Origin of the sequence: Pseudomonas sp. 09C 129, from assembly GCF_002843625.1 — a bacterium.
Lineage (GTDB): Bacteria > Pseudomonadota > Gammaproteobacteria > Pseudomonadales > Pseudomonadaceae > Aquipseudomonas > Aquipseudomonas chlororaphis.
The window spans coordinates 6,608,396-6,633,509 of record NZ_CP025261.1 but is presented as its reverse complement, the minus strand read 5'-3'; the positions used below and the strand labels follow the sequence as shown (position 1 = coordinate 6,633,509).

At 54.7% G+C, this 25,114-nt stretch carries 18 protein-coding genes, 4 tRNA genes and 2 rRNA genes; all 24 read left to right on the top strand.

Going from position 1 to position 25,114, the window contains the following annotated elements:
• The first annotated feature begins 206 nt into the window (after positions 1–206).
• The 24 genes from CXQ81_RS29730 (at position 207) to rplC (ending at position 25,108) form a co-directional block, all read left to right on the top strand.
• Positions 207–3,098 (top strand): 23S ribosomal RNA (locus tag CXQ81_RS29730).
• A 139-nt stretch (positions 3,099–3,237) separates the two neighbouring features.
• Positions 3,238–3,353: ribosomal RNA gene (gene rrf / locus CXQ81_RS29725) — 5S ribosomal RNA — on the top strand.
• 167 nt (positions 3,354–3,520) lie between these two features.
• Positions 3,521–4,480, top strand: coding sequence for a bifunctional biotin--[acetyl-CoA-carboxylase] ligase/biotin operon repressor BirA (gene birA, locus CXQ81_RS29720; protein WP_101339261.1), 960 nt, complete (start codon positions 3,521–3,523; stop codon positions 4,478–4,480).
• The gene (locus CXQ81_RS29715; protein ID WP_007924212.1) at positions 4,470–5,219 is read left to right on the top strand and encodes a pantothenate kinase; all 750 of its coding nucleotides are present in this window, start codon (positions 4,470–4,472) and stop codon (positions 5,217–5,219) included. Before birA ends, CXQ81_RS29715 begins: the two co-directional genes overlap by 11 nt.
• 7 nt (positions 5,220–5,226) lie before the next feature.
• Positions 5,227–5,664, top strand: coding sequence for a hypothetical protein (locus CXQ81_RS29710; RefSeq protein WP_101339260.1), 438 nt, complete (start codon positions 5,227–5,229; stop codon positions 5,662–5,664).
• Between the two features lie 142 nt (positions 5,665–5,806).
• A tRNA-Tyr gene (locus CXQ81_RS29705) sits at positions 5,807–5,891 on the top strand.
• 24 nt (positions 5,892–5,915) lie between these two features.
• A tRNA-Gly gene (locus tag CXQ81_RS29700) sits at positions 5,916–5,989 on the top strand.
• A 26-nt stretch (positions 5,990–6,015) separates the two neighbouring features.
• Positions 6,016–6,091, top strand: a tRNA-Thr gene (locus CXQ81_RS29695).
• 84 nt (positions 6,092–6,175) lie between these two features.
• Positions 6,176–7,369 carry an elongation factor Tu gene (gene tuf, locus CXQ81_RS29690; protein WP_007924207.1) on the top strand — a complete coding sequence of 398 codons (1,194 nt, stop codon included), beginning with the start codon at positions 6,176–6,178 and terminating at the stop codon, positions 7,367–7,369.
• A 54-nt stretch (positions 7,370–7,423) separates the two neighbouring features.
• Positions 7,424–7,499, top strand: a tRNA-Trp gene (locus CXQ81_RS29685).
• 45 nt (positions 7,500–7,544) lie between these two features.
• The gene (gene secE / locus CXQ81_RS29680; RefSeq protein WP_101339259.1) at positions 7,545–7,913 is read left to right on the top strand and encodes a preprotein translocase subunit SecE; all 369 of its coding nucleotides are present in this window, start codon (positions 7,545–7,547) and stop codon (positions 7,911–7,913) included.
• A 9-nt stretch (positions 7,914–7,922) separates the two neighbouring features.
• Complete coding sequence (gene nusG, locus CXQ81_RS29675; RefSeq protein ID WP_002555501.1) at positions 7,923–8,456, top strand: transcription termination/antitermination protein NusG; 534 nt, start codon at positions 7,923–7,925, stop codon at positions 8,454–8,456.
• A gap of 118 nt (positions 8,457–8,574) precedes the next feature.
• Positions 8,575–9,006, top strand: a complete 432-nt coding sequence (gene rplK / locus CXQ81_RS29670; protein ID WP_003176435.1) for a 50S ribosomal protein L11 — start codon at positions 8,575–8,577, stop codon at positions 9,004–9,006.
• Positions 9,006–9,701 (top strand): 50S ribosomal protein L1, encoded by a 696-nt coding sequence (rplA, locus tag CXQ81_RS29665; protein WP_007925952.1) that lies wholly within the window; start codon positions 9,006–9,008, stop codon positions 9,699–9,701. Before rplK ends, rplA begins: the two co-directional genes overlap by 1 nt.
• Before the next feature lie 198 nt (positions 9,702–9,899).
• Positions 9,900–10,400 (top strand): 50S ribosomal protein L10, encoded by a 501-nt coding sequence (rplJ, locus tag CXQ81_RS29660; protein ID WP_007925954.1) that lies wholly within the window; start codon positions 9,900–9,902, stop codon positions 10,398–10,400.
• Between the two features lie 80 nt (positions 10,401–10,480).
• The gene (gene rplL / locus CXQ81_RS29655; RefSeq protein ID WP_007925956.1) at positions 10,481–10,846 is read left to right on the top strand and encodes a 50S ribosomal protein L7/L12; all 366 of its coding nucleotides are present in this window, start codon (positions 10,481–10,483) and stop codon (positions 10,844–10,846) included.
• Between the two features lie 219 nt (positions 10,847–11,065).
• Positions 11,066–15,139 carry a DNA-directed RNA polymerase subunit beta gene (gene rpoB, locus CXQ81_RS29650; RefSeq protein WP_007925957.1) on the top strand — a complete coding sequence of 1,358 codons (4,074 nt, stop codon included), beginning with the start codon at positions 11,066–11,068 and terminating at the stop codon, positions 15,137–15,139.
• 64 nt (positions 15,140–15,203) lie between these two features.
• On the top strand, positions 15,204–19,403 hold the full coding sequence (gene rpoC / locus CXQ81_RS29645; protein WP_007925958.1) for a DNA-directed RNA polymerase subunit beta': 4,200 nt from the start codon (positions 15,204–15,206) through the stop codon (positions 19,401–19,403).
• A 200-nt stretch (positions 19,404–19,603) separates the two neighbouring features.
• Positions 19,604–19,975: a 30S ribosomal protein S12 gene (gene rpsL, locus CXQ81_RS29640; RefSeq protein ID WP_003186084.1), complete on the top strand. Its 372-nt coding sequence runs from the start codon at positions 19,604–19,606 to the stop codon at positions 19,973–19,975.
• Positions 19,976–20,085: 110 nt separating this feature from the next.
• Positions 20,086–20,556: a 30S ribosomal protein S7 gene (gene rpsG / locus CXQ81_RS29635; protein WP_007925959.1), complete on the top strand. Its 471-nt coding sequence runs from the start codon at positions 20,086–20,088 to the stop codon at positions 20,554–20,556.
• Between the two features lie 30 nt (positions 20,557–20,586).
• Complete coding sequence (gene fusA, locus CXQ81_RS29630) at positions 20,587–22,716, top strand: elongation factor G (RefSeq protein ID WP_007925960.1); 2,130 nt, start codon at positions 20,587–20,589, stop codon at positions 22,714–22,716.
• 30 nt (positions 22,717–22,746) lie between these two features.
• On the top strand, positions 22,747–23,940 hold the full coding sequence (gene tuf / locus CXQ81_RS29625) for an elongation factor Tu (RefSeq protein ID WP_007924207.1): 1,194 nt from the start codon (positions 22,747–22,749) through the stop codon (positions 23,938–23,940).
• Positions 23,941–24,080: 140 nt separating this feature from the next.
• Entirely contained in the window at positions 24,081–24,392 is a 312-nt protein-coding gene (gene rpsJ / locus CXQ81_RS29620; protein WP_003186070.1) for a 30S ribosomal protein S10, read from the top strand.
• Positions 24,393–24,472: 80 nt separating this feature from the next.
• The gene (gene rplC / locus CXQ81_RS29615) at positions 24,473–25,108 is read left to right on the top strand and encodes a 50S ribosomal protein L3 (protein WP_007924205.1); all 636 of its coding nucleotides are present in this window, start codon (positions 24,473–24,475) and stop codon (positions 25,106–25,108) included.
• Positions 25,109–25,114 lie beyond the last annotated feature (6 nt).

Here is a 25,114-nt window from a genome sequence, read left to right as displayed (position 1 = left end):
AATGAGCATTCCATCAAGTTGATGGTGAATGTTGATTTCTGATCTTTATCAGAATCGTTCTTTAAAAATTTGGGTATGTGATAGAAAGATAGACTGGATAGCACTTTCACTGGTGTTGTTCAGGCTAAGGTAAAATTTGTGAGTTTAATCGCGAATTTTCGGCGAATGTCGTCTTCACAGTATAACCAGATTGCTTGGGGTTATATGGTCAAGTGAAGAAGCGCATACGGTGGATGCCTTGGCAGTCAGAGGCGATGAAAGACGTGGTAGCCTGCGAAAAGCTTCGGGGAGTCGGCAAACAGACTTTGATCCGGAGATGTCTGAATGGGGGAACCCAGCCATCATAAGATGGTTATCTTGTACTGAATACATAGGTGCAAGAGGCGAACCAGGGGAACTGAAACATCTAAGTACCCTGAGGAAAAGAAATCAACCGAGATTCCCTTAGTAGTGGCGAGCGAACGGGGACTAGCCCTTAAGTGGCTTTGAGATTAGCGGAACGCTCTGGAAAGTGCGGCCATAGTGGGTGATAGCCCTGTACGCGAAAATCTCTTAGTCATGAAATCGAGTAGGACGGAGCACGAGAAACTTTGTCTGAATATGGGGGGACCATCCTCCAAGGCTAAATACTACTGACTGACCGATAGTGAACTAGTACCGTGAGGGAAAGGCGAAAAGAACCCCGGAGAGGGGAGTGAAATAGATCCTGAAACCGTATGCGTACAAGCAGTGGGAGCAGACTTTGTTCTGTGACTGCGTACCTTTTGTATAATGGGTCAGCGACTTATATTCAGTGGCGAGCTTAACCGAATAGGGGAGGCGTAGCGAAAGCGAGTCTTAATAGGGCGTTTAGTCGCTGGGTATAGACCCGAAACCGGGCGATCTATCCATGGGCAGGTTGAAGGTTAGGTAACACTGACTGGAGGACCGAACCGACTACCGTTGAAAAGTTAGCGGATGACCTGTGGATCGGAGTGAAAGGCTAATCAAGCTCGGAGATAGCTGGTTCTCCTCGAAAGCTATTTAGGTAGCGCCTCATGTATCACTGTAGGGGGTAGAGCACTGTTTCGGCTAGGGGGTCATCCCGACTTACCAAACCGATGCAAACTCCGAATACCTACAAGTGCCGAGCATGGGAGACACACGGCGGGTGCTAACGTCCGTCGTGAAAAGGGAAACAACCCAGACCGTCAGCTAAGGTCCCAAAGTTATGGTTAAGTGGGAAACGATGTGGGAAGGCTTAGACAGCTAGGAGGTTGGCTTAGAAGCAGCCACCCTTTAAAGAAAGCGTAATAGCTCACTAGTCGAGTCGGCCTGCGCGGAAGATGTAACGGGGCTCAAACCATACACCGAAGCTACGGGTATCACGTAAGTGATGCGGTAGAGGAGCGTTCTGTAAGCCTGTGAAGGTGAGTTGAGAAGCTTGCTGGAGGTATCAGAAGTGCGAATGCTGACATGAGTAACGACAATGGGTGTGAAAAACACCCACGCCGAAAGACCAAGGTTTCCTGCGCAACGTTAATCGACGCAGGGTTAGTCGGTCCCTAAGGCGAGGCTGAAAAGCGTAGTCGATGGAAAACAGGTTAATATTCCTGTACTTCTAGTTATTGCGATGGAGGGACGGAGAAGGCTAGGCCAGCTTGGCGTTGGTTGTCCAAGTTTAAGGTGGTAGGCTGGAATCTTAGGTAAATCCGGGATTCTAAGGCCGAGAGCTGATGACGAGTTACCTTTTAGGTGACGAAGTGGTTGATGCCATGCTTCCAAGAAAAGCTTCTAAGCTTCAGATAACTAGGAACCGTACCCCAAACCGACACAGGTGGTTGGGTAGAGAATACCAAGGCGCTTGAGAGAACTCGGGTGAAGGAACTAGGCAAAATGGCACCGTAACTTCGGGAGAAGGTGCGCCGGTGAGGGTGAAGGACTTGCTCCGTAAGCCCATGCCGGTCGAAGATACCAGGCCGCTGCGACTGTTTATTAAAAACACAGCACTCTGCAAACACGAAAGTGGACGTATAGGGTGTGACGCCTGCCCGGTGCCGGAAGGTTAATTGATGGGGTTAGCTAACGCGAAGCTCTTGATCGAAGCCCCGGTAAACGGCGGCCGTAACTATAACGGTCCTAAGGTAGCGAAATTCCTTGTCGGGTAAGTTCCGACCTGCACGAATGGCGTAACGATGGCGGCGCTGTCTCCACCCGAGACTCAGTGAAATTGAAATCGCTGTGAAGATGCAGTGTATCCGCGGCTAGACGGAAAGACCCCGTGAACCTTTACTATAGCTTTGCACTGGACTTTGAATTTGCTTGTGTAGGATAGGTGGGAGGCTTTGAAGCGTGGACGCCAGTTCGCGTGGAGCCATCCTTGAAATACCACCCTGGCAACTTTGAGGTTCTAACTCAGGTCCGTTATCCGGATCGAGGACAGTGTATGGTGGGTAGTTTGACTGGGGCGGTCTCCTCCTAAAGAGTAACGGAGGAGTACGAAGGTGCGCTCAGACCGGTCGGAAATCGGTCGTAGAGTATAAAGGCAAAAGCGCGCTTGACTGCGAGACAGACACGTCGAGCAGGTACGAAAGTAGGTCTTAGTGATCCGGTGGTTCTGTATGGAAGGGCCATCGCTCAACGGATAAAAGGTACTCCGGGGATAACAGGCTGATACCGCCCAAGAGTTCATATCGACGGCGGTGTTTGGCACCTCGATGTCGGCTCATCACATCCTGGGGCTGAAGCCGGTCCCAAGGGTATGGCTGTTCGCCATTTAAAGTGGTACGCGAGCTGGGTTTAGAACGTCGTGAGACAGTTCGGTCCCTATCTGCCGTGGACGTTTGAGATTTGAGAGGGGCTGCTCCTAGTACGAGAGGACCGGAGTGGACGAACCTCTGGTGTTCCGGTTGTCACGCCAGTGGCATTGCCGGGTAGCTATGTTCGGAAAAGATAACCGCTGAAAGCATCTAAGCGGGAAACTTGCCTCAAGATGAGATCTCACTGGAACCTTGAGTTCCCTGAAGGGCCGTCGAAGACTACGACGTTGATAGGTTGGGTGTGTAAGCGCTGTGAGGCGTTGAGCTAACCAATACTAATTGCCCGTGAGGCTTGACCATATAACACCCAAGCAATTTGCGCTTAACAGCCAGATTGCGGTGTGTGAAGACGAAACGAACCGAAAGTTCGAGAAAACACACAAACTATCGCATACCCAATTTGCTGAAGCGTCGAAAGACGACTCGGCACACCGAATTTCTTGACGACCATAGAGCATTGGAACCACCTGATCCCATCCCGAACTCAGCAGTGAAACGATGCATCGCCGATGGTAGTGTGGGGTTTCCCCATGTGAGAGTAGGTCATCGTCAAGATTAAATTCCAAAACCCCAATTGCGAAAGCAATTGGGGTTTTGTTTTTGCGCGCGGAAAAACCTTTCAAATTGCAGCTGCTAGCTGCTTGATTGTGCCTGGTCACGCTTTCTATGCAACAGCCTTAGGCATGGCTATCATGCCTGCCTCATTGTGAGGCGAGATCTGCATGCTGACATTGTTGGAGCTTCTGAAGGATGGGCGGTTTCACTCGGGCCAGGCCCTTGGTGCCGCCTTGGGCGTTAGTCGCAGTGCCGTGTGGAAGCAGTTGCAGCAGTTGGAGGCTGAGCTGGGGCTCTCTATCCATAAAGTTCGCGGCCGCGGTTATCAGTTGGCGGCCCCGCTGACGCTTCTGAATCCGGCTGATATTTACGAGCAATCAAAGGATTGCCCTTGGGCTGTGCTGGTTTTCGATTCTATTGACTCTACAAACGCCGAAGCTCTGAGGGCTGTCGAGCGTGGCGTGCCTGCGCCGTTCCTGGTGCTCGCTGAGCGTCAGACGGCGGGGCGTGGTCGGAGAGGGCGAAAATGGGCTAGCCCTTTTGCAGAAAATGTTTATTACAGCCTCGTACTGCGTATCGATGGTGGAATGCGTCAGCTTGAAGGGCTCAGCTTGGTAGTCGGGCTGGCGGTCATGCAAACCTTGCGCGAGTTTGGAATTGCTGGTGCGGGCCTGAAGTGGCCAAACGATGTTTTAGTTGGACGCAAAAAAATCGCCGGAATCCTGTTGGAGTTGGTTGGGGATCCTGCTGATGTTTGTCATGTAGTTCTGGGTGTAGGTATCAACGTCAGCATGCAGAAAACCGACGAGATTGATCAGCAGTGGACGTCTGTACGGCTTGAGTCCGGCAAGCAGGTTGATCGTAACCAGTTGGTTGCTCGGTTGAGCATGATGCTGAAGGCTTACCTGGAGCGCCACCAGGCCCAGGGCTTTTCCTCTATTCAAGAGGAGTGGGAGCAGAATCATTTGTGGCAAGGTAGTGCGGTGTCTCTGATTGCTGGGATCAATAAAATAGACGGTGTTGTTATGGGCATCGATCAGCAGGGCGCATTGCGATTGAGGGTGGATGGGGTTGAGAAGGTCTACAGCGGTGGCGAGCTCAGCTTGAGGTTACGCAATGATTCTTGAGCTTGATTGCGGAAACAGCTTCATTAAATGGCGCGTTCTGGATAATGCTGCGCTTGGGGTATTTGCTGAGGGTGTGGTTGATTCCGATGATGCTTTGGTCGGGCATCTGCGTACGCTAAACGGCTTGGTTTTGACCCGCTGCCGCTTGGTCAGCGTGCGCACGGCCGAGGAGACGAGCAAGCTTACTTCCATGTTGGTTCAGGCTTTTGGCGTGGCGGTGATCTGTGCTGCGCCTGCGAAAGAAATGGCCGGCGTACGAAATGGTTATGAGGAGTTTGAGCGACTTGGCCTGGATCGCTGGCTTGCCATGCTGGGAGGCTTTCGCCTTGCGGCTGGTGCCTGCCTAGTACTCGATTTCGGGACGGCGGTTACTGCGGATTTCATTGCTGCGGATGGCGAGCACCTGGGGGGGTTTATCTGCCCAGGGATGCCATTGATGCGTAATCAGCTGAGAACTCACACTCGTCGAATTCGGTACGATGATTTGTCTGCCGAGCGCGCGCTGGTGAGCCTGTTGCCGGGGCGTACGACGGTTGAGGCGGTAGAGCGTGGCTGCTCATTGATGTTGAGGGGGTTCGTTCTAACTCAGTTGGAGTTGGCGCGTGGTTACTGGGGGGATGATTTCGTAGTATTTCTCACTGGTGGTGATGCTGATCTGGTTTCTGGGGTTGTCCCGCAAGGGCGAGTGGTTCCGGATCTGGTTTTTGTCGGATTGGCTATGGCATGCCCATTGTCCTGAGGTTTTTATGCGCTGGTTGTTCCTGCTGCTTCTGGTTCTCAATGTGTTCTATTACGTCTGGCATCAGCAGGAAGTGCCTTTACGTGCCAAGGAGGTAACACCTCTGACGCTTTATAAAGGGTCCCAGCAGGATATCCGCTTGTTGAGTGAGTCGTCTGACGCTCTCTCTAGGCGTGACAAGGGTGGGGCTCAAGCCGATTGCCTCTATATAGGTGGTTTTGCTCGTCGTGATCAGGCTCAAATGCTCGAGCAGCGTCTGTCGGCATTGGGGGTGGAGGTCCGATTGAAGTCCTTGGGGTTGCCTGATGCTTCTGGTTACTGGTTGCGGGTGGCTCCTGAAAGCAAGCATTTGCTGGATGATTCGCTGCTGCAGAATCTTGCTAAAGAATTCAATGAGTTAAAACATAAAATAATGTCATGCGAAGGCATTGCAACTGCCGAATAGTTTGCATAGAATGGCGCCCGCTCCGCAGTGAAGACCTCTAGAGGTAGACGCAGCGAAGCGAGGTCAACGCAGCTAACCTCAGGTTTTTAATGAGAAAATGCTTGACAGAAGGGTGGCATGATGTAGAATGCTGCCTCGCTTAGGAGGGGTTCCCGAGCGGCCAAAGGGATCAGACTGTAAATCTGACGTCTACGACTTCGAAGGTTCGAATCCTTCCCCCTCCACCAGATTTAGCGTGAGCTGCAGGCTCCGCGGGTATAGTTTAGTGGTAGAACCTCAGCCTTCCAAGCTGATGATGCGGGTTCGATTCCCGCTACCCGCTCCAAGTTTGCAGGTTGTGCAAAGTGTTTCGCTCTTGTAGCTCAGTTGGTAGAGCACACCCTTGGTAAGGGTGAGGTCAGCGGTTCAAATCCGCTCAAGAGCTCCATATAACAAGGCAGATATGAAAATATCTGCCTTTGTTTTAATGGCTTGTGTGACTTGCTCAATTCTTCTCCTAGGGGTGATTTCGATGGCTAAGGAAAAGTTCGAACGTAATAAGCCGCACGTCAACGTTGGTACCATTGGTCACGTTGACCACGGTAAAACCACTCTGACTGCTGCTCTGACTCGCGTCTGCTCCGAGGTTTTCGGTTCGGCTCGTGTTGACTTCGACAAGATCGACAGCGCCCCGGAAGAAAAGGCTCGTGGTATCACCATCAATACTGCGCACGTAGAGTACGATTCGAATATTCGTCACTACGCGCACGTTGACTGCCCAGGTCACGCCGACTACGTCAAAAACATGATCACTGGTGCTGCCCAGATGGACGGCGCGATCCTGGTTTGCTCGGCTGCCGATGGTCCGATGCCACAAACTCGCGAGCACATCCTGCTGTCCCGTCAGGTAGGCGTTCCGTACATCGTTGTCTTCCTGAACAAGGCTGACATGGTAGACGACGCTGAGCTGCTGGAACTGGTTGAGATGGAAGTGCGCGACCTGCTGAGCACTTACGACTTCCCAGGTGATGACACTCCAATCATCATCGGTTCGGCTCTGATGGCTCTGAACGGCCAAGACGACAACGAAATGGGCACTACCGCTGTTAAGAAGCTGGTAGAAACTCTGGATACCTACATCCCAGAGCCAGAGCGTGCTATCGATAAGCCGTTCCTGATGCCAATCGAAGACGTGTTCTCGATCTCCGGCCGCGGTACCGTGGTAACTGGTCGTGTTGAGCGTGGTATCGTTCGCATCCAGGAAGAAGTTGAGATCGTTGGTCTGCGCGACACTCAAAAAACCACCTGCACCGGTGTTGAGATGTTCCGCAAGCTGCTGGACGAAGGTCGTGCTGGTGAGAACTGCGGCGTTCTGCTGCGTGGCACCAAGCGTGACGACGTTGAGCGTGGCCAGGTTCTGGTTAAGCCAGGTACCGTTAAGCCGCACACCAAGTTCACTGCTGAAGTGTACGTTCTGAGCAAGGAAGAAGGCGGCCGTCATACTCCGTTCTTCAAAGGCTACCGTCCACAGTTCTACTTCCGTACTACTGACGTGACTGGTAACTGCGAGCTGCCAGAGGGCGTTGAAATGGTAATGCCGGGTGACAACATCCAGATGACTGTCACTCTGATCAAAACCATCGCGATGGAAGATGGTCTGCGTTTCGCTATCCGTGAAGGCGGTCGTACCGTCGGCGCTGGCGTCGTAGCCAAAGTCATCGAGTAAGTTCTTGATATATCTCCATCGGGCCGGCATAATGGTCGGCCTGATTTTGTTTTTAGGTCAGTAGCTCAATTGGCAGAGCGACGGTCTCCAAAACCGTAGGTTGGGGGTTCGATTCCCTCCTGACCTGCCAGATTCACTCGGTGTGTCTGGCTTTCTTTTCACAGGATCTTCATAGATGACTCCTAAAGCTGAAGCTCAAGGCTCTCGCTTCGATCTGCTCAAGTGGCTTGTAGTAGTTGCTTTGGTGGTCGTTGGCGTTGTCGGTAATCAGTATTACTCCGCTTCGCCGATCCTGTACCGCGTACTCGCTTTGCTTGCTATCGCTGCTGTAGCTGCCTTTGTAGGTCTGCAGACTGCCAAGGGCAAGTCTTTCTTTGTACTGGTTAAGGAAGCTCGCACCGAGATTCGTAAAGTCGTATGGCCAACTCGCCAAGAAACCATGCAGACCACGTTGATCGTAGTGGCTGTTGTTCTGGTTATGGCGTTGCTGTTGTGGGGGCTTGATTCCCTGCTCGGCTGGCTCGTTTCCTTGATTGTTGGCTAAGGGTGTCCCGTGGCTAAGCGTTGGTACGTTGTGCATGCTTACTCGGGTTACGAGAAGCATGTAATGCGTTCGTTGATCGAGCGCGTAAAGCTGGCTGGCATGGAAGATGGCTTTGGTGAAATTCTGGTTCCCACTGAAGAAGTGGTTGAGATGCGTAATGGCCAGAAACGCAAAAGCGAGCGCAAGTTCTTCCCTGGTTATGTGCTGGTTCAGATGGATATGAATGAGGGTACTTGGCACTTGGTCAAGGATACTCCTCGGGTGATGGGTTTTATCGGTGGTACTGCCGACAAGCCTGCGCCAATCACGGACAAAGAGGCAGAAGCCATTCTGCGTCGTGTTGCTGATGGTAGTGACAAGCCTAAGCCTAAGACTCTGTTCGAGCCGGGTGAGGTTGTTCGTGTTACCGATGGTCCGTTCGCTGACTTTAACGGCACCGTCGAAGAAGTTAACTACGAAAAGAGCCGGATCCAAGTGGCTGTGCTCATTTTCGGTCGCTCTACTCCGGTAGAGCTAGAGTTCAGCCAGGTCGAAAAGGCATAGCTGAACGAGAATCCCATACCCCGCAGCCCAAGGCTGTGGGGTTTTGTCGTCACTGGGATAAACGCGCAAGTAACCGGGGAGCCTTTCCAGGCGTTTGAACCCGTAATTGGAGTGCCTCATGGCTAAGAAGATTACTGCTTACATCAAGCTGCAAGTGAAGGCCGCACAGGCCAACCCAAGTCCACCCGTCGGTCCAGCACTGGGTCAGCACGGCGTGAACATCATGGAATTCTGCAAGGCCTTCAACGCCCGTACCCAGGGTCTTGAGCCAGGTCTGCCGACTCCTGTGATTATCACTGTTTACAGTGACCGCAGCTTCACTTTCGAAACTAAGAGCACCCCTGCTTCGGTTCTGCTGAAGAAAGCTGCTGGCCTAACCAGCGGTTCCGCTCGTCCGAACACCGTTAAGGTTGGCACCGTTACCCGTGCTCAGCTGGAAGAAATCGCGAAAACCAAAAACGCGGATCTGACTGCAGCTGATATGGATGCAGCCGTGCGTACTATCGCCGGTTCTGCTCGTAGCATGGGCCTTAACGTGGAGGGTGTGTAATGGCTAAGCTGACCAAGCGCCAAAAGGCTATCGCCGGCAAGATTGAAGCGGGCAAGGCCTACAGCTTCGTAGACGCAGCTGCTCTCCTGACCGAGCTGTCGACCGTCAAGTTCAGCGAGTCTGTTGACGTCGCTGTAAACTTGGGTGTTGACCCACGTAAATCCGACCAGGTTGTTCGCAGCGCTACCGTGCTGCCACACGGCACTGGCAAGACTGTACGTGTAGCTGTGTTCACCCAAGGCCCAGCCGCTGAAGCTGCCCTGGCTGCCGGCGCTGATCGCGTAGGTATGGACGACCTGGCTGCCGAAATGAAAGGCGGCGACCTGAACTATGACGTAGTTATTGCTTCCCCGGATGCAATGCGCGTTGTAGGTCAGCTGGGCCAGATCCTCGGTCCACGCGGTCTGATGCCTAACCCTAAGGTTGGTACCGTAACTCCAGACGTAGCTGGCGCTGTTAAAAACGCCAAGGCCGGTCAGGTTCGTTATCGCACCGACAAAAACGGCATTATCCACACTTCCGTTGGCAAGGTCGGCTTCGACGCCGTCAAGCTGAAGGAAAACGTTGAAGCCCTGATCGCTGATCTGAAGCGTATCAAGCCAGCTTCCTCGAAAGGTATCTACGTCAAGCGCGTTACCCTGAGTACCACTATGGGCCCAGGTCTGGTCATCGACCAAGGTTCGCTGGACGTATAAGACACAGGTTGACGTAAGAGATTGCGTCAATTGAAAGATTGGGGTCCCTGCCTGGCGGGGGCTATCCAAGACCGTAGGCGACGCAAGTCTTAAACCACAAGCCTACGCAGATGGTGCTCCCGGTTCCTTACCGAATCAGACACCAAAACGACATCCGGCCTCGGTTGGATGAAACGGTAACAAGCAGGAGTTAAACCCGTGGCAATTAAACTCGAAGACAAGAAGGCCATCGTCGCTGAAGTCAACGAGGCTGCCAAAGGCGCTCTGTCCGCTGTCGTGGCTGATGCCCGTGGTGTGACAGTAGGCGCTATGACCGGACTCCGTAAAGAGGCCCGCGAAGCTGGCGTGTATGTACGTGTCGTACGTAACACCCTGCTCAAGCGCGCTGTTGAAGGCACTCAATATGACGTGCTCAACGACGCGTTCGTCGGCCCGACCCTGATTGCATTCTCCAAGGAACATCCGGGCGCTGCTGCTCGTATTTTCAAAGAGTTCGCAAAGGGTCAGGAAAAGTTCGAGATCAAGGCAGCTGCGTTCGAGGGCAAGTACCTCGCAGCAAACGAGATCGACGTGTTGGCTTCGCTGCCAACTCGCGACGAAGCTATTGCGAAGCTGATGAGCGTGATCCAAGGCGCTACCAGCAAGCTGGCTCGTACTCTGGCGGCCATTCGCGACCAGAAAGAAGCTGCTGCTGCCTAAGGCACTGCAAGCCCTTTCAAAATCATATGTTTAATTTGATGGCTGCGTAGGCTGTCACCCCAATACAGGAATTTATAGTCATGTCTCTGACTAACGAGCAAATCATCGAAGCAATCGGCCAGAAAACCGTTCTGGAAGTTGTTGAGCTGATCAAAGCAATGGAAGAAACCTTCGGCGTTACCGCTGCTGTTGCCGCTGCTGGTCCAGCTGCTGCTGCCGCTGTTGTTGAAGAGCAAACTGAATTCAACGTCATGCTGACCGAAGCTGGCGAGAAGAAAGTTAACGTGATCAAGGCTGTACGTGAACTGACCGGTCTGGGCCTGAAAGAAGCCAAGGCTGTAGTTGACGGTGCTCCTGCCATGGTTCTGGAAGGCGTTGCTAAAGAAGCCGCTGACAAAGCCAAAGCAGCTCTGGAAGAAGCAGGCGCTAAAGTCGAGCTGAAGTAAGCATCGACTTTGTGTCTCCAGCCCAAGCGTTAAGCTGAGGCTGATGGCTGGTGGCTCTTGCCACCGGCCTTTTTCCGTTATTGGCAGCCGACTGGGTCGGTGTCTCTAACGTGCTGTAACCACCCTGTGCGGTGGAGCAAACCAAAGGGTTTGCACGATTTTCTGGCTGCTCCCGTCGGGAGGGGCCAAATAAGCAGGTGACCAAGCTGGGGAACGCTGATGGCTTACTCATATACTGAGAAAAAACGTATCCGCAAGGACTTTAGCAAGTTGCCGGACGTCATGGATGTGCCGTACCTCCTGGCCATCCAGCTGGATTCGTATCGTGAATTCTTGCAAGCGGGAGCGACTAAAGATCAGTTCCGCGACGTGGGCCTGCATGCGGCCTTCAAATCCGTTTTCCCGATCATCAGCTACTCCGGCAATGCTGCGTTGGAGTATGTCGGTTATCGCTTGGGCGAACCGGCATTTGATGTCAAAGAATGCGTGCTGCGCGGTGTAACTTACGCCGTACCTTTGCGGGTAAAAGTTCGTCTGATCATTTTCGACAAAGAATCGTCGAACAAAGCGATCAAGGACATCAAAGAGCAAGAAGTCTACATGGGTGAAATCCCCCTGATGACTGAGAACGGTACCTTCGTAATCAACGGTACCGAGCGTGTAATCGTTTCCCAGCTGCACCGTTCCCCTGGCGTATTCTTCGACCACGACCGTGGCAAGACGCACAGCTCCGGTAAGCTGCTGTACTCCGCACGTATCATTCCTTACCGCGGCTCCTGGTTGGACTTCGAGTTCGACCCGAAAGACTGCGTGTTCGTGCGTATCGACCGTCGTCGCAAGCTGCCTGCATCGGTATTGCTGCGCGCGCTGGGCTACACCACTGAAGAAGTGCTGGACGCTTTCTACACCACCAACGTATTCCATGTGCGCGGCGAAAGCCTGAGCCTGGAGCTGGTGCCTCAGCGCCTGCGCGGTGAAATTGCAGTCCTCGATATTCAGGATGACAAAGGCAAGGTTATTGTCGAGCAGGGTCGTCGTATTACCGCTCGTCACATCAACCAGCTGGAAAAAGCCGGGATCAAAGAGCTGGAAGTGCCTCTGGACTACGTCCTGGGTCGTACTACCGCCAAGGTCATCGTGCATCCGGCCACCGGCGAAATCCTGGCAGAGTGCAATACCGAGCTGAACACCGAGATCCTGGCGAAGATCGCCAAGGCTCAGGTCGTGCGTATCGAAACGTTGTACACCAACGATATCGATTGCGGTCCGTTCGTTTCCGACACTCTGAAGATCGACTCCACCACCAACCAGCTGGAAGCGTTGGTCGAGATCTATCGTATGATGCGTCCTGGCGAGCCTCCAACCAAGGATGCGGCCGAGACCCTGTTCAACAACCTGTTCTTCAGCCCTGAGCGCTATGACCTGTCTGCGGTCGGCCGGATGAAGTTCAACCGTCGTATCGGTCGTACCGAGATCGAAGGTTCGGGCGTGTTGTGCAAGGAAGACATCGTTGCTGTTCTGAAGACTCTGGTCGACATCCGTAACGGCAAAGGCATCGTCGATGACATCGACCACCTGGGTAACCGTCGTGTTCGCTGCGTAGGCGAAATGGCCGAGAACCAGTTCCGCGTTGGCCTGGTACGTGTTGAGCGTGCGGTCAAAGAGCGTCTGTCGATGGCTGAAAGCGAAGGCCTGATGCCGCAAGACCTGATCAATGCCAAGCCTGTGGCTGCGGCGGTGAAAGAGTTCTTCGGTTCCAGCCAGCTGTCCCAGTTCATGGACCAGAACAACCCGCTGTCTGAGATCACCCACAAGCGTCGTGTCTCCGCACTCGGCCCGGGCGGTCTGACCCGTGAGCGCGCAGGCTTCGAAGTTCGTGACGTACACCCGACTCACTATGGTCGTGTATGCCCGATTGAAACGCCGGAAGGTCCGAACATCGGTCTGATCAACTCCTTGGCTGCCTATGCTCGCACCAACCAGTACGGCTTCCTCGAGAGCCCGTACCGCGTGGTGAAAGAAGGTCTGGTGACCGACGAGATCGTGTTCCTGTCCGCTATTGAAGAGGCCGATCACGTGATCGCCCAGGCTTCGGCGACCATGAACGACAAAGGTCAGCTGATCGATGAGCTGGTAGCTGTTCGTCACTTGAACGAATTCACCGTCAAGGCGCCAGAAGACGTCACCTTGATGGACGTTTCGCCGAAGCAGGTAGTTTCGGTTGCAGCGTCGCTGATTCCGTTCCTCGAGCACGACGACGCCAACCGTGCGTTGATGGGGTCGAACATGCAGCGTCAGGCTGTACCAACCCTGCGTGCCGACAAGCCGCTGGTAGGTACCGGCATGGAGCGTAACGTTGCCCGTGACTCCGGCGTTTGCGTCGTGGCTCGTCGTGGCGGCGTGATCGACTCGGTTGACGCCAGCCGTATCGTGGTTCGTGTTGCGGATGACGAAGTTGAACCAGGCGAAGCCGGTGTTGACATCTACAACCTGACCAAATACACCCGCTCCAACCAGAACACCTGCATCAACCAGCGTCCGCTGGTGAGCAAGGGCGATCGGGTTCAGCGTAGCGACATCATGGCCGACGGTCCGTCCACCGACATGGGTGAGCTGGCTCTGGGTCAGAACATGCGCATCGCGTTCATGGCATGGAACGGCTTCAACTTCGAAGACTCCATCTGTCTGTCCGAGCGTGTGGTTCAGGAAGACCGCTTCACCACGATCCACATCCAGGAACTGACCTGTGTGGCCCGTGACACCAAGCTTGGCCCAGAGGAAATCACTGCAGACATCCCGAACGTGGGCGAGGCTGCACTGAACAAGCTGGACGAAGCCGGTATCGTTTATGTGGGTGCTGAAGTTGGCGCAGGCGACATCCTGGTCGGTAAGGTCACTCCGAAAGGCGAGACCCAGCTGACTCCGGAAGAGAAACTGCTGCGTGCAATCTTCGGTGAAAAAGCCAGCGACGTTAAAGACACTTCCCTGCGTGTACCTACCGGTACCAAGGGTACTGTCATCGACGTACAGGTCTTCACTCGCGACGGCGTGGAGCGTGATGCTCGTGCCTTGTCGATCGAGAAGAGCCAGCTCGACGAGATCCGTAAGGATCTGAACGAAGAGTTCCGTATCGTTGAAGGCGCCACTTTCGAACGTCTGCGTTCCGCTCTGGTCGGCCACAAAGCCGAAGGCGGCGCCGGTCTGAAGAAAGGTCAGGAAATCACCGACGAAGTACTCGACGGTCTTGAGCATGGTCAGTGGTTCAAGCTGCGCATGGCTGAAGATGCTCTGAACGAGCAGCTCGAGAAGGCCCAGGCCTACATCGTTGATCGTCGCCGTCTGCTGGACGACAAGTTCGAAGACAAGAAGCGCAAACTGCAGCAGGGCGATGACCTGGCTCCAGGCGTGCTGAAAATCGTCAAGGTTTACCTGGCAATCCGCCGCCGCATCCAGCCGGGCGACAAGATGGCCGGTCGTCACGGTAACAAGGGTGTGGTCTCCGTGATCATGCCGGTTGAAGACATGCCGCACGATGCCAACGGCACCCCGGTCGACGTCGTCCTCAACCCGTTGGGCGTACCTTCGCGTATGAACGTTGGTCAGATTCTCGAAACCCACCTGGGCCTCGCGGCCAAAGGTCTGGGCGAGAAGATCAACCGCATGGTCGAAGAGCAGCGCAAGGTCGCGGAACTGCGTAAGTTCCTGGACGAGATCTACAACCAGATCGGCGGTCGTAACGAAGATCTGGATAGCTTCTCCGATCAGGAAATCCTGGATCTGGCGAAGAACCTGCGCGGCGGCGTGCCGATGGCCACTCCGGTGTTCGACGGTGCCAAGGAAAGCGAAATCAAGGCCATGCTGAAACTGGCGGACCTGCCAGAAAGCGGCCAGATGCAGCTGACCGACGGCCGTACCGGCAACAAGTTCGAGCGCCCGGTTACTGTTGGCTACATGTACATGCTGAAGCTGAACCACTTGGTAGACGACAAGATGCACGCTCGTTCTACCGGTTCGTACAGCCTGGTTACCCAGCAGCCGCTGGGTGGTAAGGCGCAGTTCGGTGGTCAGCGTTTCGGGGAGATGGAGGTCTGGGCACTGGAAGCATACGGTGCCGCATACACTCTGCAAGAAATGCTCACAGTGAAGTCGGACGATGTGAACGGTCGGACCAAGATGTACAAAAACATCGTGGACGGCGATCACCGTATGGAGCCGGGCATGCCCGAGTCCTTCAACGTGTTGATCAAAGAAATTCGTTCCCTCGGCATCGATATCGATCTGGAAACCGAATAACACGTGACGCGAATCGAGAGCGGGGCAGGATTGCCCGCTCTCTGCTCCGCCAGGAGGAAAGGCCTTGAAAGACCTACTGAATTTGCTGAAAAACCAGGGTCAAGTCGAAGAGTTCGACGCCATCCGTATCGGATTGGCCTCGCCTGAGATGATCCGTTCGTGGTCGTTCGGTGAAGTTAAAAAGCCGGAAACCATCAACTACCGTACGTTCAAGCCTGAGCGTGACGGCCTGTTCTGCGCCAAGATCTTTGGCCCGGTAAAGGATTACGAGTGCCTGTGCGGTAAGTACAAGCGCTTGAAGCATCGTGGCGTGATCTGCGAGAAGTGCGGCGTTGAAGTTGCACTGGCCAAGGTTCGTCGTGAGCGCATGGCGCACATCGAACTGGCTTCGCCGGTTGCCCACATCTGGTTCCTGAAATCGCTGCCGTCCCGTATCGGCCTGCTGATGGACATGACCCTGCGTGATATCGAGCGCGTTCTCTACTTCGAGAGCTACGTCGTTATCGACCCGGGCATGACCACTCTGGAAAAAGGTCAGCTGCTGAACGACGAGCAGTATTTCGAAGCGCTGGAAGAGTTCGGTGACGACTTCGACGCCCGCATGGGTGCCGAGGCTGTCCGCGAGCTGCTGCACGCTATCGACCTGGAACACGAGATTGGCCGTCTGCGCGAAGAGATTCCGCAAACCAACTCGGAAACCAAGATCAAGAAGCTGTCCAAGCGTCTGAAGTTGATGGAAGCCTTCCAGGGTTCCGGCAACCTGCCAGAGTGGATGGTGCTGACCGTTCTGCCGGTTCTGCCGCCAGATCTGCGTCCACTGGTCCCGCTGGATGGCGGTCGTTTTGCGACTTCCGACCTCAACGATCTGTATCGTCGAGTGATCAACCGTAACAACCGTTTGAAGCGCCTTCTGGATCTGTCCGCTCCGGACATCATCGTGCGCAACGAAAAGCGTATGTTGCAGGAAGCCGTCGACGCACTGCTCGACAACGGTCGTCGTGGTCGCGCTATCACCGGTTCCAACAAGCGTCCTTTGAAATCCCTGGCCGACATGATCAAGGGTAAGCAAGGTCGTTTCCGTCAGAACTTGCTCGGTAAGCGTGTTGACTACTCCGGTCGTTCGGTAATTACCGTAGGTCCGACCCTGCGTCTGCACCAGTGCGGTCTGCCTAAGAAAATGGCTCTCGAGCTGTTCAAACCGTTCATTTTCGGCAAGTTGGAAATGCGTGGCCTGGCCACCACCATCAAAGCCGCGAAGAAAATGGTCGAACGCGAGCTGCCAGAGGTCTGGGACGTTCTCGCCGAAGTGATTCGCGAACACCCGGTGCTCCTCAACCGTGCACCGACCCTTCACCGTCTGGGTATCCAGGCGTTTGAGCCAGTACTGATCGAAGGTAAGGCTATCCAGCTGCACCCTCTGGTCTGTGCTGCGTACAACGCCGACTTCGACGGCGACCAAATGGCCGTGCACGTACCGCTGACACTGGAAGCCCAGCTGGAAGCGCGTGCGTTGATGATGTCGACCAACAACATCCTGTCACCAGCCAACGGTGAGCCGATCATCGTTCCGTCGCAGGACGTTGTATTGGGTCTGTACTACATGACTCGTGAAGCGATCAACGCCAAGGGCGAAGGTCGTGTGTTCGCGGATCTGCAGGAAGTTGACCGTGTATTCCGTGCCGGCGAAGCCGCACTGCATGCCAAGGTCAAGGTGCGGATCACCGAAACCGTCAATGACCGTGATGGCGGCAGCGTGACCAACACTCGTATCGTCGATACCACTGTCGGCCGTGCGCTGTTGTTCCAGGTTGTGCCAAAAGGGCTGTCGTACGACGTCGTCAACCTGCCGATGAAGAAAAAGGCGATCTCCAAGCTGATCAACCAGTGCTACCGCGTGGTTGGTCTGAAAGAGACTGTGATCTTCGCTGACCAGTTGATGTACACCGGTTTTGCCTACTCGACCATTTCCGGCGTTTCCATCGGTGTTAACGACTTCGTTATCCCGGATGAAAAAGCCCGCATCATCGGTGCTGCCACCGACGAAGTGAAAGAGATCGAGAGCCAGTACGCCTCCGGCCTGGTAACCCAGGGCGAGAAGTACAACAAAGTGATCGACCTTTGGTCGAAAGCGAACGACGAAGTCTCCAAGGCGATGATGGCCAACCTCTCGAAAGAGAAAGTCATCGACCGTCACGGCGACGAAGTCGAGCAAGAATCCTTCAACTCGATGTACATGATGGCCGACTCGGGTGCGCGGGGTTCCGCAGCACAGATTCGTCAGCTGGCCGGTATGCGTGGTCTGATGGCCAAGCCGGACGGTTCCATCATCGAAACGCCGATTACTGCGAACTTCCGTGAAGGTCTGAGCGTACTTCAGTACTTCATCTCGACTCACGGTGCTCGTAAAGGTCTGGCGGATACCGCGTTGAAAACTGCGAACTCCGGTTACCTGACTCGTCGTCTGGTAGACGTGGCGCAGGATCTGGTTGTAACCGAGATCGACTGTGGCACCGAGCATGGCCTGGTAATGACTCCGCACATTGAAGGCGGTGACGTTGTAGAGCCGTTGGGTGAACGCGTGTTGGGCCGTGTTATCGCCCGTGACGTATTCAAGCCGGGTACCGAGGACGTCATCGTTCCTGCCGGCACTCTGGTCGACGAGAAGTGGGTCGAGTTCATCGAGCTGAACAGCATCGACGAAGTGATCGTGCGTTCGCCGATCAGCTGCGAAACCCGCTACGGCATTTGCGCCAAGTGCTACGGCCGCGACTTGGCTCGTGGTCACCAGGTGAACATCGGTGAAGCTGTCGGCGTTATCGCTGCTCAGTCCATCGGTGAGCCGGGTACCCAGCTGACGATGCGTACGTTCCACATCGGTGGTGCGGCAAGCCGGACCTCCGCGGCTGACAGTGTTCAGGTGAAGAACGGCGGTACCGTCCGTCTGCACAACTTGAAGCACGTTGAGCGAGTGGATGGTCACCTGGTTGCTGTGTCCCGTTCCGGCGAGCTGGCGATCGCTGATGACTTCGGTCGTGAGCGTGAGCGTTACAAGCTGCCGTACGGTGCTGTGATTTCGGTTAAAGAGGGTGACAAGGTCGACGCTGGCTCTATTGTGGCCAAGTGGGATCCGCACACTCACCCGATCGTTACCGAAATGAAAGGTACCGTGACCTACGTGGGCATGGAAGAAGGCATCACGATCAAGCGTCAGACTGACGAATTGACCGGTATGACCAACATTGAAGTACTTGACGCGAAAGATCGTCCAGCTGCCGGTAAAGACATCCGTCCTGCCGTGAAGATGGTCGACGACAACGGCAAGGATCTGTTGCTGCCAGGCACTGACGTAATTGCTCAGTACTTCCTGCCAGCCAACGCCCTGGTCGGTGTGGCGGACGGCGCGAAGATCGCGATCGGTGATGTTATCGCTCGTATCCCGCAAGAAACTTCGAAGACCCGTGACATCACCGGTGGTCTGCCGCGTGTTGCCGACCTGTTCGAAGCTCGTCGTCCGAAAGAAGCCTCGATCCTGGCTGAAGTCAGCGGCACCATCGCGTTCGGTAAAGAGACCAAGGGCAAGCGCCGTCTGGTCATTACCCCGAACGACGGTAGCGATCCGTACGAAGAGCTGATTCCGAAGTGGCGTCACCTGAACGTCTTCGAAGGCGAACAGGTAAACCGCGGCGAAGTTATCTCCGACGGTCCAAGCGATCCACACGACATCCTGCGTCTGCTGGGTGTGAGTGCGCTGGCCAAGTACATCGTGAACGAGATCCAGGACGTTTACCGCCTGCAGGGCGTGAAGATCAACGACAAGCACATCGAGACCATTCTGCGTCAGATGCTGCGTAAGGTTGAGATCGCTGAATCCGGCGATTCCAGCTTCATCAAGGGCGACCAGATGGAACTGACTCACGTACTGGTAGAGAACGAGCGTCTGAACACCGAAGACAAGTTTGTCGCCAAGTTCACCCGCGTTCTGCTGGGTATCACCAAGGCGTCGCTGTCGACCGAATCGTTCATCTCGGCGGCCTCTTTCCAAGAGACCACTCGCGTACTGACCGAAGCGGCGGTAACCGGCAAGCGCGATTACCTGCGCGGCCTGAAAGAAAACGTGGTCGTGGGTCGCCTGATCCCGGCTGGTACTGGCCTGGCCTATCACAGTGAGCGTAAGCGTCGCCGTGATGCAGACAAGCCTCTGCGCGTAAGCGCAAGTGAAGTTGAAGCTGCACTGACCGAAGCGCTGAACTCCAGCGGTAACTGAGGTCTGCAGTAGATTGAGATAGGGCCCTGGCTTTTCCGCTCACGAATCAAGACGATTTTGTCGGGGTTCGCTGATAGGGGAGGCCGGGGCCTTGCCTTGACTGGGGACAAGATCCTCTTTAGACTCTTGTACCCCTAAATTTGGTGGGGCTTGCGCCCTGCCATTTTGTTTATGTCGAAAGACAACAGTGGAGCTAGTAGATGGCAACTATCAACCAGCTGGTACGTCAGCCGCGTAAGCGTATCGTCGAGAAATCCGACGTGCCTGCGCTGCAGAACTGCCCGCAACGTCGTGGCGTGTGCACTCGCGTGTATACCACTACGCCGAAAAAACCTAACTCGGCACTGCGTAAAGTATGCCGTGTGCGTCTGACCAACGGTTTCGAGGTTTCCTCGTACATCGGTGGTGAAGGCCACAACCTGCAAGAGCACAGCGTGGTACTGATCCGCGGCGGTCGTGTAAAAGACTTGCCAGGTGTTCGTTACCACACCGTTCGCGGCTCCCTGGATACCTCCGGCGTTAAAGGTCGTAACCAAGGTCGTTCGAAGTACGGTACCAAGCGTCCGAAGTAATCGGCCGTTTTGCAGTTAATTATTTTATTGAGTCGATAAGAGTAAGGTCGGGCACGAGTCCTTTGGATCAACTGTCCCGAGCTAACCTGAAGACCGTTTGAGGGCTTATCATGCCAAGACGTCGCGTAGCAGCCAAACGTGAGATTCTGGACGATCCGAAATACGGAAGCCAGATCCTCGCCAAGTTCATGAACCACGTAATGGAAAGCGGCAAGAAAGCCGTTGCCGAGCGTATCGTTTATGGCGCGCTGGAAAAAGTTAAAGAACGCAAGAACAGCGATCCCCTGGAAATCTTCGAGAAAGCTCTCGACGCCATCGCTCCGCTGGTCGAAGTGAAGTCGCGCCGTGTTGGCGGTGCTACTTACCAGGTTCCGGTCGAAGTTCGTCCGTCCCGTCGTAACGCTCTGGCAATGCGCTGGTTGGTAGACTTCGCCCGTAAGCGCGGCGAGAAGTCTATGGCTCTGCGCTTGGCTGGCGAACTGCTGGATGCTGCCGAAGGCAAGGGTGCTGCAGTTAAGAAGCGTGAAGACGTACACCGTATGGCTGAAGCCAACAAGGCTTTCTCGCACTACCGCTTCTAATATCGGCATCATTCATTTTGCGAGGGCTTTATGGCTCGTACTACAGCAATCAACCGCTACCGTAACATCGGTATCTGTGCCCACGTTGACGCGGGCAAGACTACCACTACCGAGCGGATCCTGTTCTATACAGGTCTCAGCCACAAGATGGGTGAGGTGCATGACGGCGCTGCTACCACCGACTGGATGGTGCAGGAGCAGGAGCGTGGTATCACCATTACCTCTGCTGCTGTAACTACCTTCTGGAAAGGTTCGCGCGGCCAATATGATAACTATCGTGTAAACGTTATCGATACCCCGGGCCACGTAGACTTCACCATTGAAGTGGAGCGTTCGCTGCGCGTACTCGACGGCGCGGTCGTTGTGTTCTGCGGTACTTCCGGTGTTGAGCCTCAGTCCGAAACCGTATGGCGTCAAGCCAACAAATACGGCGTTCCACGTGTTGTTTACGTGAACAAGATGGACCGTGCCGGTGCCAACTTCCTGCGTGTTGTTGCTCAGATCAAAAACCGTCTGGGTCACACTCCGGTTCCAGTTCAGCTGGCTATCGGTGCAGAAGATAACTTCGAAGGTCAGATCGATCTGATCAAGATGAAGGCTATCTACTGGAACGACGACGACAAGGGTACTACCTATCGCGAGGAAGAAATTCCTGCCGATATGCTGGACCTGGCTAACGAGTGGCGCTCCAACATGGTTGAAGCTGCTGCCGAAGCCAACGAAGAGCTGATGAACAAGTACCTTGAAGAAGGTGAGCTGACTGTCGAAGAGATCAAGGCAGGCCTGCGCGCGCGCACCCTGGCCAGCGAGATCGTTCCGGCTGTCTGCGGTTCCTCGTTCAAGAACAAGGGCGTTCCGCTGGTTCTCGATGCTGTCATCGACTACCTGCCTGCTCCGACCGAGATCCCTGCAATCCAGGGTATCCATCCGGACAACATCGACGACGAAAACGCTCCGAAAATCGAGCGTCACGCCGACGACAGCGAACCGTTCTCGGCTCTGGCGTTCAAGATTGCTACTGACCCGTTCGTGGGCACCCTGACTTTCGTGCGCGTTTACTCGGGCATGCTGCAGTCTGGCGACTCCGTGATCAACTCGGTCAAGGGCAAGAAAGAGCGCGTTGGTCGTATGGTGCAGATGCACGCTAACCAGCGTGAAGAAATCAAGGAAGTGCTCGCGGGCGACATCGCTGCGCTGATCGGCATGAAGGACGTCACCACCGGTGACACCCTGTGTGATGCCGCTAGCCCGGTTATCCTCGAGCGTATGGACTTCCCTGAGCCGGTGATTTCGGTGGCCGTTGAGCCGAAAACCAAGCAAGACCAGGAGAAGATGGGTATTGCACTGGGCAAGCTGGCTCAGGAAGACCCGTCGTTCCGCGTCAAGACTGACGAAGAAACTGGTCAGACCATCATCTCGGGTATGGGTGAGCTTCACCTGGACATCCTCGTTGACCGCATGAAGCGCGAGTTCAACGTCGAAGCCAACATCGGTAAGCCGCAGGTTTCCTACCGCGAGAAGATCACCGTCGGCTGTGAAGTTGAAGGTAAGTTCGTTCGTCAATCCGGCGGTCGTGGCCAGTTCGGTCATTGCTGGATCCGTTTTGCTCCGGCAGACGTCGACGAAAAAGGCAATATCACTGAAGGTCTGGTGTTTGCCAACGAGGTCGTTGGTGGTGTGGTTCCGAAGGAATACATCCCGGCAATCCAGAAGGGTATCGAAGAGCAGATGAAGAACGGCGTTGTCGCCGGCTATCCGCTGATCGGCCTGAAGGCTACCGTGTTTGATGGTTCTTACCACGACGTCGACTCTAACGAGATGGCGTTTAAGGTAGCGGCCTCCATGGCGACCAAGCAGCTGCGTGAGAAGGGCAAGGGCGTAGTTCTTGAGCCGATCATGAAGGTTGAAGTAGTAACCCCTGAGGACTACATGGGTGACGTGATGGGTGACCTGAACCGTCGTCGTGGTCTGATCCAGGGTATGGAAGACTCGGTCTCTGGCAAGGTTATCCGTGCTGAAGTGCCGCTGGGTGAAATGTTCGGTTATGCGACCGACGTTCGTTCCATGTCCCAGGGTCGCGCGAGCTACTCCATGGAGTTCTCCAAGTACGCCGAAGCTCCGTCGAATATCGTCGAAGCACTCGTTAAAAAACAAGGCTAATCCAGCCCTTTAGGCAAGAGGTTCACTGTCGTGGCTAAAGAAAAATTTGAACGTAACAAACCGCACGTCAACGTTGGCACCATCGGTCACGTTGACCACGGTAAAACCACTCTGACCGCTGCACTGACTCGTGTTTGCTCCGAGGTTTTCGGTTCGGCTCGCGTTGACTTCGACAAGATCGACAGCGCCCCGGAAGAAAAGGCTCGTGGTATCACCATCAACACCGCGCACGTAGAGTACGACTCGAACATTCGTCACTACGCGCACGTTGACTGCCCAGGTCACGCCGACTACGTCAAAAACATGATCACTGGTGCTGCCCAGATGGACGGCGCGATCCTGGTTTGCTCGGCTGCCGATGGTCCGATGCCTCAAACTCGCGAGCACATCCTGCTGTCCCGTCAGGTAGGCGTTCCGTACATCGTTGTCTTCCTGAACAAGGCTGACATGGTAGACGACGCTGAGCTGCTGGAACTGGTTGAGATGGAAGTGCGCGACCTGCTGAGCACTTACGACTTCCCAGGTGATGACACTCCAATCATCATCGGTTCGGCTCTGATGGCTCTGAACGGCCAAGACGACAACGAAATGGGCACTACCGCTGTTAAGAAGCTGGTAGAAACTCTGGATACCTACATCCCAGAGCCAGAGCGTGCTATCGATAAGCCGTTCCTGATGCCAATCGAAGACGTGTTCTCGATCTCCGGCCGCGGTACCGTGGTAACTGGTCGTGTTGAGCGTGGTATCGTTCGCATCCAGGAAGAAGTTGAGATCGTTGGTCTGCGCGACACTCAAAAAACCACCTGCACCGGTGTTGAGATGTTCCGCAAGCTGCTGGACGAAGGTCGTGCTGGTGAGAACTGCGGCGTTCTGCTGCGTGGCACCAAGCGTGACGACGTTGAGCGTGGCCAGGTTCTGGTTAAGCCAGGTACCGTTAAGCCGCACACCAAGTTCACTGCTGAAGTGTACGTTCTGAGCAAGGAAGAAGGCGGCCGTCATACTCCGTTCTTCAAAGGCTACCGTCCACAGTTCTACTTCCGTACTACTGACGTGACTGGTAACTGCGAGCTGCCAGAGGGCGTTGAAATGGTAATGCCGGGTGACAACATCCAGATGACTGTCACTCTGATCAAAACCATCGCGATGGAAGATGGTCTGCGTTTCGCTATCCGTGAAGGCGGTCGTACCGTCGGCGCTGGCGTCGTAGCCAAAGTCATCGAGTAATCGACGACTCATGAAAAAGCCCCCGCTTGCGGGGGCTTTTTTATTGGGTTGACACTCTGTGGGGCCGTCTATAGAATTGCGCCTCCTTTTAACGGGCGTATTGCGCCCGGTGGGAATAGCAGCCTGGAGTCTGAAATCCAATGCAAAATCAGCAAATCCGTATCAGGTTGAAGGCTTTCGACCATCGCCTGATCGACCAATCCACCCAGGAAATCGTGGAAACCGCGAAACGTACTGGTGCTCAAGTGCGTGGTCCTATTCCACTGCCTACCCGTAAAGAGCGGTTCACCGTTCTGGTCTCCCCGCACGTCAACAAAGACGCGCGTGACCAGTACGAGATCCGTACTCATAAGCGCGTACTGGACATCGTCCAGCCAACGGATAAAACCGTTGATGCTCTTATGAAGCTTGATCTTGCGGCAGGTGTGGAAGTGCAGATCAGCCTCGGCTAAGACTCGGTCTTAGTCGTGTAACGCTCTGAAATGGGCGGCCATAGCGGGTGAAAGCCCCGTACACTCATGAGGTTTACAACATGACTATTGGTGTAGTCGGTCGTAAATGCGGTATGACCCGTATTTTCACCGAAGAAGGTGTCTCCATTCCGGTCACGGTCATTGAGATCGAGCCGAATCGCGTCACCCAGTTCAAAACTGAAGAAACCGATGGCTATCGTGCAGTGCAAGTCACTGTAGGTGAGCGTCGTGCTTCGCGCGTGACTGCTGCTCAAGCAGGTCACTTCGCTAAAGCGAACGTTGCTGCCGGTCGTGGCGTTTGGGAATTCCGCCTTGAAGAAGGCGAGTACCAAGCTGGCGATCTGATCAATGCAGAAATCTTCGCAGCTGGCCAACTGGTAGATGTTACCGGTCAGTCGAAAGGTAAAGGCTTCGCCGGTACCATCAAGCGTTGGAATTTCCGCGGTCAAGATAACACCCACGGTAACTCCGTTTCCCACCGCGTCCCGGGCTCTATTGGCCAGTGCCAGACTCCTGGTCGTGTATTCAAGGGCAAAAAAATGTCCGGTCATATGGGCGCTGAGCGCGTGACCGTGCAGTCCCTGGAAGTAGTGCGCGTCGACGCTGAACGCAATCTGTTGTTGGTCAAGGGTGCTGTTCCTGGCGCTACTGGCGGCAACCTGGTTGTACGTCCGGCGGCCAAGGCTCGCGGTTAAGGGGAA